Annotated in this window: 14 protein-coding genes; 13 read left to right on the forward strand and 1 reads right to left on the reverse strand. The window is 72.9% G+C overall.

Going from position 1 to position 14,203, the window contains the following annotated elements:
- The first annotated feature begins 43 nt into the window (after positions 1-43).
- The 8 genes from hisD (at position 44) to hisF (ending at position 5,899) form a co-directional block, all read left to right on the forward strand.
- The gene (gene hisD / locus ACTOQ2_RS01900; protein ID WP_440097864.1) at positions 44-1,351 is read left to right on the forward strand and encodes a histidinol dehydrogenase; all 1,308 of its coding nucleotides are present in this window, start codon (positions 44-46) and stop codon (positions 1,349-1,351) included.
- 61 nt (positions 1,352-1,412) lie between these two features.
- Positions 1,413-2,483: a histidinol-phosphate transaminase gene (locus ACTOQ2_RS01905; RefSeq protein ID WP_440065023.1), complete on the forward strand. Its 1,071-nt coding sequence runs from the start codon at positions 1,413-1,415 to the stop codon at positions 2,481-2,483.
- Between the two features lie 5 nt (positions 2,484-2,488).
- The gene (gene hisB / locus ACTOQ2_RS01910; RefSeq protein WP_440065460.1) at positions 2,489-3,106 is read left to right on the forward strand and encodes an imidazoleglycerol-phosphate dehydratase HisB; all 618 of its coding nucleotides are present in this window, start codon (positions 2,489-2,491) and stop codon (positions 3,104-3,106) included.
- Positions 3,107-3,155: 49 nt separating this feature from the next.
- The gene (locus tag ACTOQ2_RS01915; protein ID WP_440065022.1) at positions 3,156-3,311 is read left to right on the forward strand and encodes a hypothetical protein; all 156 of its coding nucleotides are present in this window, start codon (positions 3,156-3,158) and stop codon (positions 3,309-3,311) included.
- A complete protein-coding gene (gene hisH, locus ACTOQ2_RS01920) occupies positions 3,308-3,943 on the forward strand; it encodes an imidazole glycerol phosphate synthase subunit HisH (RefSeq protein WP_440098076.1) in 636 nt (211 codons plus the stop codon). Before ACTOQ2_RS01915 ends, hisH begins: the two co-directional genes overlap by 4 nt.
- A 106-nt stretch (positions 3,944-4,049) precedes the next feature.
- On the forward strand, positions 4,050-4,391 hold the full coding sequence (locus ACTOQ2_RS01925; RefSeq protein ID WP_440065021.1) for a hypothetical protein: 342 nt from the start codon (positions 4,050-4,052) through the stop codon (positions 4,389-4,391).
- A gap of 4 nt (positions 4,392-4,395) precedes the next feature.
- Positions 4,396-5,118: a bifunctional 1-(5-phosphoribosyl)-5-((5-phosphoribosylamino)methylideneamino)imidazole-4-carboxamide isomerase/phosphoribosylanthranilate isomerase PriA gene (priA, locus tag ACTOQ2_RS01930; protein WP_362676282.1), complete on the forward strand. Its 723-nt coding sequence runs from the start codon at positions 4,396-4,398 to the stop codon at positions 5,116-5,118.
- A 10-nt stretch (positions 5,119-5,128) separates the two neighbouring features.
- Entirely contained in the window at positions 5,129-5,899 is a 771-nt protein-coding gene (gene hisF / locus ACTOQ2_RS01935) for an imidazole glycerol phosphate synthase subunit HisF (RefSeq protein WP_362676280.1), read from the forward strand.
- Positions 5,900-5,923: 24 nt separating this feature from the next.
- Here hisF and ACTOQ2_RS01940 read toward each other — a convergent pair whose 3' ends face one another.
- Positions 5,924-6,331 carry a nuclear transport factor 2 family protein gene (locus ACTOQ2_RS01940; protein WP_440065019.1) on the reverse strand — a complete coding sequence of 136 codons (408 nt, stop codon included), beginning with the start codon at positions 6,329-6,331 and terminating at the stop codon, positions 5,924-5,926.
- 411 nt (positions 6,332-6,742) lie between these two features.
- Here ACTOQ2_RS01940 and ACTOQ2_RS01945 point away from each other — a divergent pair, with 411 nt between their 5' ends.
- The 5 genes from ACTOQ2_RS01945 (at position 6,743) to ACTOQ2_RS01965 (ending at position 13,830) form a co-directional block, all read left to right on the forward strand.
- Complete coding sequence (locus ACTOQ2_RS01945) at positions 6,743-8,008, forward strand: ricin-type beta-trefoil lectin domain protein (protein ID WP_440097865.1); 1,266 nt, start codon at positions 6,743-6,745, stop codon at positions 8,006-8,008.
- A gap of 139 nt (positions 8,009-8,147) precedes the next feature.
- On the forward strand, positions 8,148-9,713 hold the full coding sequence (locus tag ACTOQ2_RS01950) for a protein kinase domain-containing protein (protein WP_440098077.1): 1,566 nt from the start codon (positions 8,148-8,150) through the stop codon (positions 9,711-9,713).
- On the forward strand, positions 9,710-12,565 hold the full coding sequence (locus ACTOQ2_RS01955; RefSeq protein ID WP_440097866.1) for a BTAD domain-containing putative transcriptional regulator: 2,856 nt from the start codon (positions 9,710-9,712) through the stop codon (positions 12,563-12,565). The genes ACTOQ2_RS01950 and ACTOQ2_RS01955 overlap by 4 nt, the downstream gene beginning before the upstream one ends.
- A gap of 76 nt (positions 12,566-12,641) precedes the next feature.
- On the forward strand, positions 12,642-13,286 hold the full coding sequence (locus tag ACTOQ2_RS01960) for a hypothetical protein (RefSeq protein WP_440097867.1): 645 nt from the start codon (positions 12,642-12,644) through the stop codon (positions 13,284-13,286).
- Entirely contained in the window at positions 13,270-13,830 is a 561-nt protein-coding gene (locus ACTOQ2_RS01965; protein ID WP_440097868.1) for an OmpA family protein, read from the forward strand. The genes ACTOQ2_RS01960 and ACTOQ2_RS01965 overlap by 17 nt, the downstream gene beginning before the upstream one ends.
- Positions 13,831-14,203 lie beyond the last annotated feature (373 nt).

The following is a 14,203-nucleotide window of genomic DNA, read 5'->3' on the forward strand; positions in this document are numbered from 1 at the left end:
GGACGGGACGATATCGGGTGGCGGACCTCCGTAGACTGAACGGGTGATTTCGCGTACCGACCTGCGAGGGCCTCTGCCCGAGGACCTTCGCGACGTGCTGCCCCGTGCCGACCTCGACGTCGAAGCCGCCCTGGAGAAGGTGCGGCCCATCTGCGAGGACGTGCATCATCGCGGGGTCGCCGCCGTGCGCGAGCTGACCGCCAGGTTCGAGGGGGTCGAGCTGGAGTCCACCCGGGTGCCCGCCGAGGCGATCGCCGGGGCTCTGGAGAGGCTCGACCCAAAGGTCAGGGCGGCGCTGGAGGAGTCGATCCGCCGTGCCCGCCTCGTCCACCGCGACCAGCGGCGCGCCGACGTCACCACCCAGGTCGTGCCCGGCGGCACCGTCACCGAGCGCTGGGTGCCCGTCGACCGCGTGGGGCTGTACGTCCCCGGCGGCCGGGCGGTCTACCCCTCCAGCGTGGTCATGAACGTCGTCCCCGCCCAGGAGGCGGGGGTGCCCTCCCTGGCGGTCTCCTCGCCCGCGCAGCGCGAGTTCGGCGGGCTGCCGCACCCGGCCATCCTGGCGGCGTGCGCGCTGCTCGGCGTGGACGAGGTCTACGCGGTCGGCGGCGCCCAGGCGGTGGCGATGTTCGCGTACGGCACCGAGGAGTGCCCGCCGGTCACCATGGTCACCGGCCCCGGCAGCATCTGGGTCGCCGCCGCCAAGCGCCTGCTCAAGGGGCGCATCGGCATCGACTCCGAGGCCGGTCCCACCGAGATCGCGATCCTCGCCGACTCCACGGCCGACCCGGTGCACGTCGCCGCCGACCTGATCAGCCAGGCCGAGCACGACACGATCGCCGCCGCCGTGCTCGTCACCGACTCGGTGGAGCTGGCCGAGGCCGTCGAGCGGGAGCTGCCCCGCCAGGTCGCCGCGACCAAGCACGCCGAGCGGATCACCGAGGCCCTGTCGGGGCGCCAGTCGGGCATCCTGCTGGTCGACGACATGGAGGCCGGGCTGCGCGTCGTCGACGCGTACGCCGCCGAGCACCTGGAGATCCACGCCGCCGGGGCGCACGCGCTCGCCGCCCGGGTGCGCAACGCCGGAGCGATCTTCGTCGGCTCCTACGCGCCGGTCTCGCTCGGCGACTACATGGCAGGCTCCAACCACGTGCTGCCCACCGGCGGCTGCGCCTGCCACTCCTCGGGACTGTCGGTGCAGACGTTCCTGCGCGGCATCCACGTCGTCGACTACAGCCGCGAGGCCCTCGCCGGTGCCGCCGCCCACGTGTGCGTGCTGGCCGACACCGAGGACCTCCCGGCGCACGGCGCCGCGATCCGCGCGCGTTTCGACTGGGAGGTGCCCTCATGAGGACCTTCCCGACGGTGCCCACCGGGAATGTCCATGCCCGATTCGACGGGGGGATCCCGGCGTGAGACTCGAAGACCTGCCGATCCGCGACGACCTTCGGGGGCGCACGCCGTACGGTGCCCCCCAGATCGACGTCCCGGTCAGGCTCAACACCAACGAGAACCCCTACGGGCCCTCCGCGTCCCTGGTCGCCGGCCTGGCCGAGGCCGTACGCGCCCGGGCGGGCGAGCTCAACCGCTACCCCGACCGCGACGCGCTCGCCCTGCGCGGGGAGCTGGCCGCGTACCTGGGGCACGGCCTGGCCGTGGAGCAGGTCTGGGCGGCCAACGGCTCCAACGAGGTGCTCCAGCAGATCCTGCAGGCCTTCGGCGGCCACGGCCGCGTCGCGATGGGCTTCGAGCCCTCCTACTCGATGCACCCGATCATCACCACCGGCGCCTCGACCGAGTGGATCTCCGGGGCGCGCGAGGACGACTTCGGGATCGACCCGGACAAGGCCGTCGCCGCGATCGAGGAGCACCGGCCCGACGTCGTCTTCCTGACGTCGCCCAACAACCCGACCGGCACCGCCCTGGACCCGGCGGTGATCGCCAGGATCGTCGAGGCCGCGCCGGGCATGGTGGTGGTGGACGAGGCCTACTTCGAGTTCGCCCGCACCGGCACCCCGTCGGCGCTGACCCTGCTGCCGGACAACCCCCGGCTGATCGTCACGCGGACGATGTCCAAGGCGTTCGCCATGGCCGGGACCCGGCTCGGCTACCTGGCCGCCCACCCGGCGGTGATCGAGGCGCTGCTGCTGGTCCGGCTGCCGTACCACCTGTCCACGCTCACCCAGACGGCGGCGCGGGTCGCGCTCGCCCACGGCGCAGAGTTGCTCGGTGCGGTCGACGCGCTGCGGGCCGAGCGGGACGCCACGGTGGAGTGGCTGCGCGGCCGGGGGCTGACGGTCGCCGACTCGGACGCCAACTTCGTGCTGTTCGGGCTCTTCGAGGACCGGCACGCGGTGTGGCGGGGCATGCTGGATCGCGGGGTGCTGATCCGCGAGGTGGGACCGCCCGAGTGGCTGAGAGTTTCGATCGGTACCCCTGAGGAGATGGCGGCGTTCCGCGCCGCCCTGGAGGAGATTCTGTGAGCAGCATCACCGGCGGCGGTATCGCGACCGCGCCGCGTCGCGGTCGCGTCGAGCGTGTCACCAAGGAGACCTCGGTGCTGGTCGAGGTCGACCTCGACGGCACCGGGAACGTCGAGGTGTCCACCGGTGTCGGGTTCTTCGACCACATGCTGAACCAGCTCGGCAAGCACGGCCTGTTCGACCTGACGGTGAAGACCGAGGGCGACCTGCACATCGACGCCCACCACACGATCGAGGACACCTCGCTCGCGCTGGGGGCGGCGTTCCGCGAGGCTCTGGGCGACAAGTCGGGGCTGCGGAGGTTCGGCAACGCGTCCTGCCCGCTGGACGAGTCGCTCGCGGAGGTCACGGTCGACCTGTCGGGGCGCCCCTACCTGGTGCACAGCGAGCCCGAGGGCATGGCTCCCATGATCGGCCCGGAGTACGACACGACGATGACCAGGCACATCCTGGAGTCGTTCGTCGCCCAGGCCGCCATCTGCCTGCACGTGCGCGTCCCGTACGGCCGCAACGCCCACCACATCGTGGAGGCGCAGTTCAAGGCGTTGGCCAGGGCGCTGCGGGCGGCCTCGGAGCGCGACCCGCGCGCCACCGGGGTGCCCAGCACGAAGGGCGTGCTGTGACCGTTTCCCGTGCTGTGACCGTTTCCCGGGCGGGGAGGAGGACGCGCCGGTGAGTGACAACTGGACGGCCGTCGCGATGGCCTTCGTGGCCCTGTTCCTCGTCGGCGGGATCGTCTCATTCCTCAAACAGGGTCTGAGGAAGGGCGCGCTGCTGCTCGCCGCCCTCGCGGCCCTGGCGACCACGGCGGCGGTGCTCTGGTGGTGAAGAAGAAGGTGACCGTTCTCGACTACGGCTCGGGCAACCTCCGTTCGGCGGAGCGCGCGCTGGCCCGGGTCGGCGCGGAGGTCACGGTGACGGCCGACTACGAGGCGGCGATGGAGGCCGACGGCCTCGTCGTGCCGGGCGTGGGGGCGTTCGCCGCGTGCATGGCGGGACTGCGCGCCGTGCGCGGCGAGCGGATCATCGCGCGGCGCCTGTCGGCCGGGCGGCCGGTCCTCGGCATCTGCGTCGGCATGCAGATCCTCTTCGAGACGGGCGTCGAGCACGGCGTCACGACCGAGGGCTGCGGGGAGTGGCCGGGCACGGTGGAGCGCCTGGAGGCTCCGGTCCTGCCCCACATGGGCTGGAACACGGTCAAGGCGCCCGCCGAGACCGTGCTGTTCGCCGGGCTCGACGCCGACACGCGCTTCTACTTCGTGCACTCCTACGGCGTGCGCTCCTGGGAGCTCCAGGCGGGGCCGGGTTTCGCTGATCCGCTGGTCACCTGGTCCGAGCACGGTGTGCCGTTCGTCGCGGCGGTGGAGAACGGCCCGCTGGCGGCCACCCAGTTCCACCCGGAGAAGTCGGGCGACGCCGGAGCGCAGCTGCTCACGAACTGGCTCGGGACCGTCACGTGATCTCGCGGGCCGCGGGTGGGTTTCCGGCCGGAGGTCCGGCCGGGGTCTCGTTCGGTTTCCCGTTTGGGGTACCGGCCGGGTTTCCGGTGCGCCCGGTGGGTTCCCGATGAGCAAGGAGCGGGCCAGGCGCAGGGCCGAGCGGGAGGCCGAGCAGGCGCGCCAGGCGGCTCTGCGCGCCGAGCGGGAGGCGCGGCTGGCGCGCCGGCGCGAGCGGGTCGGCAGGGTGGTCGCGCTGCTGCCGGGCAGGCCCGTCCGCATCGTGTCCCAGGGCGGCATCATGGCCCGCCGCCGCCGGACGCAGAACGGTGTCGCGGCGGTGCTGTTCCTGATCGTCCAGGTGATCGTCTGGCTGCTGTGGTCCTCGTGGGCGGCCCGGTTCGGGGCTTTCGTTATCTCTCTGCTGTTCGTACCGCTTTTCCTCACCCTTGTCTTCGACCGGAGGTCTTGAACCGATGTCGCTTGAGCTGCTCCCCGCCGTGGACGTCGCCGACGGCCAGGCGGTCCGCCTGGTCCAGGGCGCGGCCGGCACCGAGACGTCGTACGGCGACCCCCTGTCCGCGGCACTCGCCTGGCAGGAGGCCGGTGCCGAGTGGATCCATCTGGTCGACCTCGACGCGGCCTTCGGCCGGGGCAGCAACCGCGAGCTGCTCGCCACCGTGGTCGGCGCGCTCGACGTCAACGTGGAGATGTCCGGCGGCATCCGTGACGACGCCTCCCTGGAGATCGCGCTGGCCACCGGCTGCCGCCGGGTGAACATCGGCACCGCGGCGCTGGAGAACCCCGCCTGGTGCTCCAAGATCATCGCCGAGTACGGTGACCGGATCGCGATCGGGCTGGACGTGCGGGGGACGACCCTGGCCGCTCGTGGCTGGACCCAGGAGGGCGGCGACCTGTGGGAGGTCCTCGCCCGCCTGGAGGGCGACGGCTGTCCCCGTTACGTCGTCACCGACGTCACCAAGGACGGTACGCTGCGCGGCCCCAACCTCGACCTGCTGCGCGAGGTCTGCTCCCGCACCGACAAGCCGGTGGTCGCCAGCGGCGGCGTCTCGTCCCTGGACGACCTGCGCGCCCTGGCCTCGCTGGTCCCGATCGGCGTCGAGGGGGCCATCGTGGGCAAGGCCCTGTACGCGCAGGCCTTCACCCTCGAAGACGCCCTCGCCGCCGTGAGTTCCTGAGGAGTCGCAGATGACTGTCGCGGTACGAGTGATTCCCTGCCTGGACGTGGACGCCGGGCGGGTGGTCAAGGGCGTCAACTTCGAGAACCTCCGTGACGCGGGCGACCCGGTCGAGCTGGCCCGCCGCTACGACGCGGAGGGGGCCGACGAGCTGACGTTCCTGGACATCACTGCCTCCAGTTCCGACCGGTCGACGATGTACGACGTGGTCAGCCGGACGGCCGAGCAGGTGTTCATCCCGCTGACCGTGGGCGGGGGGGTGCGCTCGGTCGAGGACGTCGACAGGCTGCTGCGGGCAGGTGCCGACAAGGTGGGCCTGAACACGGCGGCGATCGCCCGGCCCGAGTTGCTGACCGAGGCGTCGCGGCGGTACGGGGCGCAGTGCATCGTGCTGTCGGTGGACGCCCGCCGGGTCGTCGACGGGCCGCCGACGCCGTCCGGTTTCGAGGTGACCACGCACGGCGGCCGCCGGGGCACCGGCATCGACGCGGTGGAGTGGGCTCGCCGGGGCGAGGAGCTCGGGGTCGGCGAGATCCTGCTCAACTCCATGGACGGTGACGGCACCCGCGACGGCTACGACCTGGAGATGATCCGGGCCGTGCGTGCCGCGGTGTCGGTTCCGGTCATCGCCAGCGGCGGGGCCGGTTCCGTCGAGGACTTCCCTCCCGCGGTCGAGGCGGGGGCGGACGCGGTGCTGGCGGCGTCGGTGTTCCACTTCGGGCAGCTCAAGATCGGTGACGTCAAGGACGCGCTGCGCGGGGCGGGGCATCCGGTTCGCTGACGTCGTCGAGTGTCGCGGATGCCCTCACTCCACTTCCTCGGGTGCGAAGTAGTCGCGTAGCAGAGCGATCTTCCCGTCACGAAGGCGGAAGATCTGCACCAGCGACATGGTCGTGGGCCCGGCGCTTCCGTCGAAGGCGGTGTCGATCTCGGCGACGAACACGTCGGGGTCGGTGGTGGTGTGCAGCGCGTACCGGCTCCCGGCCACGTTCAACGTGCGGTCGGTGCGCACCGGCCGCTTGTAGTACGCGGCCATCGCCTCGCGGATCTCCTCGCGCCCCTCAAGGCGCCTGGGATAGGGATGGCCGGCCGGGACGAGCGGCGCCTCGATGACGCCGTCCACGGTGAACAGTTCGGCCAGTGCCGCGGCGTTCTGGGTCATGGCTCCGGCCCAGACGTACCGCTCGAAGATCTCCTGGGAGGTTTCGGGCACAGCGTGCTCCTTTGTTTGGGGGAACGCGGGAATCGGCGCCACCCGGCCTGGCGGCGGTGTTGTCGACCGTACTGGATCTGTAGATCGCCAAATGATTTTCCGGCGTTACAGCGGGTTCATGGGCGACGTTCGGCGAGCGCGTTCCGCGAGTGGCTTTATGTGTCGCCTGCGATCTCGTCATGTCCCGGGGCGCCGTGTGGCGTGGTCCGCTTCCGCGTGGTCGAGCGCCTTGGCGGTACGCGATGGCCGGGTTCGGACTGGTCGGCGTCGCGGAACCGCAGTTTGGGGCGAGGCGGGGCGGCGTATCGTGTGCTGTGCCGGAATGGTGACGGCCTTGGCCGGGGGATATCATCCCCGACGATTTTTCGGACGCCCGAATTTCTCGTCTAACGATGTCAGGTGCGAGTATATATGCCTGCTCCAGCGGATTACAGAAAGAAGAGAGGATTCGTATGGGATCGACGCTTTCTTGATATCGGGAAATGCGCGCTTGTTATTACTCTGGGCGATCTGTTCGTCAACTGGACGACCGGTGACGTCGAGTTCCGGGTCGGGTTCTTCCTCTGCGCGCTGATCCTGGCCGGAGTCCTGGCCTGGTGGCAGGAGCGGGATCGGGCCGGCCGTGAGGTGGGGGCGGGTCCGGAGGCGGTGGTGCCCGTGTCGTTCGGGGTGTCGCGGCAGGGCGCCGTCGTGCTCTGTGTCGCCGGGGCGGTGGTGGTCACGCTGTGGGGCGCGGTCGCCGTGTCCCGGTCGCTGTCCGCGCCCGACTTCGAGGCGCGGGGGGTCACGGTCGTCTCCCGGTTCGCGGTGGGACAGCCCATGGTCTACGGCGGCGAGTCGGTGAAGCGGGTCCGGATCGGCGAGTCACTGGCCTACAAGGAGCCGAAACTCGAACGCAGCTGGGATCTTCAGCCTGTCCGGCACGAGGGGATCCTGCACCACCGGATCGTCAACGCCGAATCGAGGCTCTGCCTGGACGTGGAGGCCAGGGTCCCTCGCCAGTCCTCCCATCTCACCAACTCCCTGTGTGACGAAGCCTCTGACGGGCAACTGTGGCGTCTGATCGACGGCACCTCCCAGGGCAGGATCGCCTCCTACGGCGGCGAACTCTGTATCGACATCGATCAGGCGGTCCGCGATCCCGGGACCGCACTGGTCCTGCGGAACTGTTCCGACCGGGCCGGCCAGTACTGGCAGATCACCAGGGGCCTGCCGCCCGGCACGGGCAGCGCGATCGCCAGCGCCCAGAACGGGGACTGCGTCGACGTTCCCTTCACCGGCGGCCGGCTCCTGCGCTGGGACTGCCACGGCGAGTCCAACCAGGCGTTCACCTACCAGGAGGTCTCCCCGGGGCCGGGGGCGTACGTGATCCGCAACGGGTCCGGCTGCGTGGTCCCCCAGGCGGGCGGCGACGCGGCGGGGGTCGTCCGGCGGCCGATCTGCCCGAGAGGGGACCCTCCGGCCGACGCGATCTGGGACTTGGGCGCGCGGGACACCAGGCGCGAGTGGCAGTACTGGGAGATCAGGCATCGCCTGACCGGCCGCTGCCTCCGGGTGGAAGGCGAGTTGTACGAGACCGGAACGGAACTCACCCTCCGGGCCTGTGATCGCACGGACAACCACCAGCAGTGGCGCACCCCTCTATGGGCCCGCTACCCCGACGCGCCCCGCACGTGATTGGCCTGCGCGCGGGGTGGTTCGAGGGCTGGTCGCCGTAGCTGAAGCGCCCCTGCGGAAAGGAGCTCAGGGCTGAGCTCTTTGGCGTACAAAATGCCAGTGTGCGCGGATTTGACGGCATAAGGTGGCTCCGGTGAACATGATCGGCGGCTACGTGCTCAGGCGTGAGCTGGGCCAGGGCGGCATGGGCGTGGTGCACCTCGCCACGACCCCGACGGGGGGCCTGGCCGCGGTGAAGGTGATTCATCCGCAGCTGGCCCGCGACCCGGCCTTCCGGCGGCGCTTCGACCGCGAGGTCGCGGCGGCGCGCAGGGTGGCCAGGTTCTGCACCGCTCCCGTGCTCGACGCCGGGGTCGAGGACGGCGTCGCCTACCTCGTCACCGAATACGTCAAGGGACCCGACCTGGCGCAGGCCGTACGCGAGCAGGGGCCGCTGACCGGTGCCAACCTGGAGGCGCTCGCGGTCGGGATCGCCACCGCGCTTCACGCGATCCACGGGGCGGGAGTGATCCACCGCGACCTGAAACCGTCGAACGTGCTGCTGTCGCCGCTCGGCCCGCGCGTGATCGACTTCGGCATCGCGCAACTCGTCGACACCCAGAGCCTGGCCAGCCAGACGATCCTGGGCACGCCGGCGTTCATGGCGCCCGAGCAGGTGCGCGGCGAGCCGCTGACGCCTGCGGCCGACGTCTACGCGTGGGGCGGGGTGATCGCGTTCGCCGGCACGGGACGGTTGCCGTTCGGCGGCGGCGCGCCGTCCGAGGTCCTCTACCGGATCGTTAACGAGGGACCGAACCTCGAGGGCCTCGACGAGCGCGTGCGCGCCGTCGTCGAGGGGGCCATGGCCAAGGACCCCGCGCGCCGGCCGAGCGCGCAGCGGCTGCTGGACGAGCTGGTCGGCGGCCGGCCGACCCCGGCGACGGCCAGCCAGGCCGTCGAGCGCGCCTGGACCGGTGGCGGAGACGAAGGCGGGGGCGGCGGGGCGGGCGCGCACGGCGGACCGGCTGTGCCCGGGGAACCGGGCGTGCCCGGGAGACCCGCCGGGGCCGGCGCGGCGACCGGGAGGCGGCGGCGGTGGCCGTGGGTCGCGGGGGTCGCCGCGCTCGTGGTGGTGCTGGCGGGCGGGTGGACGTTCTACGCCGGTCTCGGCACGTCCGCTTCCTCCTACCGGGCCGGCTTCGCCGGCTCCTGGGCCGTCGGCGCGTCCGACGGCGGCAGGGCGCGGCTGGACGGCGAGACCTACCGGCTGACCGCCAACCCCGGATGGCGGCTGTGGAAGTCGGCCCCCTTCTCCGAGGGGTCCGCCGGGGGCGTCGTGGTCAGCTCCAGAATGCGGCTGGAGGGGGGCTCGGGGGAGTTCGGCGTGTGGTGCCGCGGCGACGTGGGCACCGGCGACCGCTACGAGTTCGCGGTGACCGCCTCGGGCGAGGCCTCGATCGTCAAGCGGCGCGGCGGGCGGGGTGTCGTCCTGCACGGACCGGTGCGGATGAAGAAGGCGGACGACAACCGTGTCGTCGCCCGGTGCGCGCAGCGGGGCGAGCGGGTCGTCCTCGGCATGTGGCTCAACGAGGAGCCGGTGGGGGAGGCCACCGACGCGGAGGACCCCTACGGCCCGGGGGCCACCGGCGTCTACGCGGCACCGGACGCGGCCTCGCCCGTCCGGGTCGGGTTCCACACGTTCGAGGTCCGCCCGGCGGAGGGATGAACGTGCGGTTCGGCGTGCTGGGAACCCTGCGGGTCGTCGAGGGGGAACGCGACCTGACGCCCGGACCCGCCAAGCACCGCACGCTCCTGGCCGCCCTGTCGCTGAGGCCGGGACGCGCGCTGACCGTCGACCGGCTGATCGCCGAGGTGTGGGGCGAGGAGCCGCCCGCCTCGGCGGAACCGGTGCTGCGGGTGTACGTCAGCGCGCTGCGCAAGGTGGTCGGCGGGATCCGCACCGTGCCCGGTGGCTACCTCCTCGACGTCGACCCCGACGAGGTGGACGCGCACAGGTTCGAGCGCCTGGTGAGCGCGGGCCGGCGGGCCAGGGACGCGGGCAGGACCGCCGAGGCGGCCGAAGGACTGCGTGCCGCCCTGGCACTGTGGCGGGGGCCCGCGCTGGCCGACGTCGACTCGGCCGAACTGCGGCGGGCGTACGCCCTGCCGCTGGAGGAGCTGCGGCTGACCGCTCTCGAGGAGCGCGTCGAGCTGGACGTGGCGCTCGGCCGCGGCGCCGAGGTGGCGGGGGAGCTGCGCGCGCTCGTGGCCTCGCACCCCCTGCGGGAGCGGGCGTGGGCGCAGCTCGTCCTCGCGCTCGGCCAGGCGGGGCGCAGGTCGGAGGCGTTGGGCGCCTACCGGGAGGCGCGGCGGCTGCTCGTCGGGGAGCTCGGCCTCGAGCCGGGTCCCGAGCTGCGGGAGGCGCACGAGCGCGTGCTGGCGGGGAGCACTCCCGCGCGGGCCGTGCCGAACGTACCGGTGGGGGGCGCTTCCGCGCGGGCCGTGCCGAACGAGACGCCGCCCGACGTCGCCGACTTCACCGGGCGCGAGCACGCGCTGGAGTGGATTCGCCGGTCCGTTCCCGTCGCCGGGAGCGCGCCCATCCACCTGGTGCTGCACGGTCCCGCGGGGACGGGCAAGTCCGCGCTGGCGGTTCACGCGGCCGCCGGCCTCGACTTCCCCGGCGGGCGGCTGCACGCCTCGCTCGGGGCCAGGACGCCGGGCGCGGTGCTGGAGGACCTGCTGCGCTCGCTCGGCTGCCCGCAGGGAGCGGTGCCCGCCGACCTGGCCGAGCGGACGCGCCTCTACCGCAGCATGGTGAGCGGCCGGCGGCTGCTGGTGGTGCTGGACGACGCGGCCGACGAGGCTCAGGTGCGCCCGCTGCTGCCCGCGGGGCCCGGCTGCATGACACTGGTGACCAGCCGCTCGCCGCTGTCCGGCCTGGAGGCGGCGCGAGCCTTCGAGCTCGGCGTGTTCGACGCGGACGAGTCCGTGGAGATGCTGGCGCGGGTGGCGGGAGAGCGGCGGGTGCGGGCCGAGCCGCGGGCGGCCGCGCGGATCGCGACGCTGTGCGGGGGGCTGCCGCTGGCGCTGAGGATCGCCGGTTCCAGGCTCGCGCGGCGGCCGAGCTGGACGCTGGAGCACCTGGCGGGACGTCTGGAGGACGAGCGCGGCCGCCTCGACGAGCTCAGCGCGGGGGACCTGGCCGTGCGCGGCAGCCTGGCGCTCGGCTACCACGCCCTCTCGGAACGGGAACGCCTGCTGCTGCGCCGTCTCGGCGCGCTGTCCGCGCCGCACGTCGCCCCGTGGGCGGCCACCGCCGTTCTCGGGGAGCCCGCCGGCCGTTTGCTGGAGGCGCTGGCCGAGGCGGGCCTGCTGCGGGCGCGCGGGCTCGACGCGAGCGGCCAGGAGAGGTACGACTGGCACGACCTGACCAGGCTCTACGCCGCCGAGCGGCTGGCCGCGGAGGAGGGGCCGCCCGCCCGGGTCCTCGCCGCGGCCACCGGGGAGATCCTCGACCGCGCCCGGCGGGCCAGGGCACTGCTCCTGCCCGCCGAACCGGGCTCCGGCCGGACCGTGGCCCGTACGGCGGAACAGGCCGCGGACCTGGACACCGCGCGGCTGCGGGAGTCGGCCCGCTGGCTCGCCGCCGAGCGGGGCTTCCTCGTCGCGACCGTCGCCGACCTCCGGCGGGCCGGCCTGGACGAGGCGGCCTGGCGGCTGGCCTTCTACCTGACCCCGTTCCTCGAACTGGGTGCGCACCGCGAGGACTGGCACGCGGTCGTGGAACTCGGCCTGCGGTCCGCGCGGCGCACCGGCCACCGCCACGGCGAGGCGCTGCTGCTGCGCTCTTCGGCCGACCTGCACCGTACGCAGGGCCGCCTGGAGGAGGCCGCCGACCTCCTGCAGCGTGCGCTTCCGCTGGCGGAGGCGCACGAGGTGCCCCGTACCCGCCACCGGCTCGGCCTGGTACGCCTCGCCCAGGGACGGCGGCCGGAGGCGGAGGCCTGTTTCGTGGCCTGCCTGGCCGCGTTCTCGGCGGCGGGGGACCGGCGCGGCAGGGCCGACGCGCTGCGCGCGCTCGGCGGGGCGCGGCAGGCCGAGGACCTGCTGCACGGGAGCCTCGCGGCCTACCGCGAGCTGGGCGATCCGCGCGGCGAGGCGGCCGTCTCGCTCGACCTCGCCGGGCTCTACCTGGACCGCAAACGTCCCGCGGAGGCGCGTGAGCGGGCCGAACGCGGTCTCGGCCTGGCCAGGCGTCTGGGGGACCGGCTCCCCGAGGCCGCGGGACTGGTGCTCATCGCCAGGGTGGCCCTGGCCGAGGGACGGCCCGACGCCGCCCGCGGGGCCGCGGAGGAGGCGCTCGGGACGTTCCGCGAGTACGCGGAACGCCGGGGCGCCGCGCGGGCGCTGCTGACCCTGGCGGCGGCCCTGCTGGATCTCGACGAGGTGGCTGAGGCGGTTGATGCCGTATCGGGCGCTGTGGGAGAGTTTGACGCTCTCGGTGACCGGCACGGCCTCACCGAGGCCGAAGAGCTCGCCCGTGAGGCGTCGCGGCGCCGTGGCCTGCGCGTATAGCGCGCTATACGGGTCCTGAAGGTGGCCCGCGTACGGTCGGGCTCGATGCGATCCACGACGGGCGGAGAAGGACGAGATGCGAAGAGGGTTCACACCGGGGGCGGTCGCGGTGGTGCTGGCGGCCACGTTGAGCGGCTGCGGGATGCTTCCCGGGCAGCAGGGGGGCGGCGGGGAGGAGCGGGTGACGACGACGTTGGAGGTCGCGGACCCCGTTGACACCGTGAAGCCGACGGAGGCCACGGAGACGACGGAGCCCGGCGAGCCCGCCGAGCCCGCCGAGCCCGCCGGGCAGGTGGACGCACCCGCCGAGAGCGAACGGGTGATCGCCCGTAAGAAGGTCAAGGCGAGCGGCGCCGACCTGACCGTGGAGATCACCGGTATCCGGCGCCAGGGCAGGCTCTCCACGCTGACCTGGACGGTCACCAACAACGGTGACGACCGGTGGCAGATGAACAGCGACATGGGCGACACCCCGGGCGGTCTCGGCCTGACCGTGGCCGGGGTCAGCCTGGTCGACCCGGTCAACGGCAAGCGGTACGTCGTCGCGCGCACCGGGAAGTATCCGAGGGCCAAGTGCCTGTGCTCCGAGTACGACGTGTTCACCGAGGCCGGTGAGGTGCTGTCCCTGCACGCCACGTTCGCCGCTCCGCCGCCGGACGTCACGAAGATCAATGTGGACCTCAAGGTGCTGGGTGTGTTCACCGATGTCCCGATCTCCTGAACGCCTCACGATCCTGGCACTCGGGCTCGCCCTGGCCGCGGGCCCCGCGACGGCCGTGTGGGCGGATCCGGGAGGCGACGTCACGGCCGGGGTGGAGGACATCGTCGCTCCTGTCGAGGACGTCGTCGCCGAGGTGGAGTCGCTCGACGGGGCCGAGAGCGAGTCGCGACAGGGCGAGAAGGTCACCGTGGCGATCGCCGGCGACGTGCTGTTCGCCCTCGACAGGGCCGTGCTGACGCCGCGGGCGCGGCAGCGGCTGGGGCGGGTCGCCGCGAGGGTCCGGGCGGACTCCGCGGGCGGGACGGTCAGGATCGAGGGGCACACCGACGACCAGGGCGGCGACGCCTACAACACCGCGCTGTCACTCAGGCGGGCGCAGGCCGTGCGGCAGTCCCTCCAGGGGACGTTGACGGGGGTGGTCTTCCAGGTCGCGGGCTTCGGCGAGAGGCGGCCCCGGGTGCCCAACGTCGTCCAGGGACGGCCGCTGGAGGAGAACCGGGCGAAGAACCGGAGAGTTGAGATCGTCTTCACTGCCAGGGGGTGATCCCCGGGGGTACGCCGAGGGGCTTCTGGGGTGCTTCGCGGTTGAGGGTGTCTTGCCTGTTTCGCGCTTGAGCGTGTGTTGCAGTGTTTCGTGGTTGAGCGGGTCTTGCGGTGCGGTTTCTGCGTGTCGGGTCTTTTCGTGCTCGCCACCGAGCCGGAGTTCGACCCCGTGACCGCCAACGACCCGGTGCGGCTGGGGGAGAACCGCTCACGTCCGACCTGTGCTGGTGCTCCGGGGCGGGGTTCGCGCTGCGGCGGGCCGGTGCTCCGGGCGGCCGTCGTGGCGAGGGTCTGGTTCCTCAGGCCTCCGGCCTGCTCGGGCGCGCGGGGTCGCGCTTTTTTATAAGCCGCCCGGAACACCGGCCCGCCTCCGC

Source organism: Streptosporangium sp. H16 (assembly GCF_051918855.1).
Lineage (GTDB): Bacteria > Actinomycetota > Actinomycetes > Streptosporangiales > Streptosporangiaceae > Streptosporangium.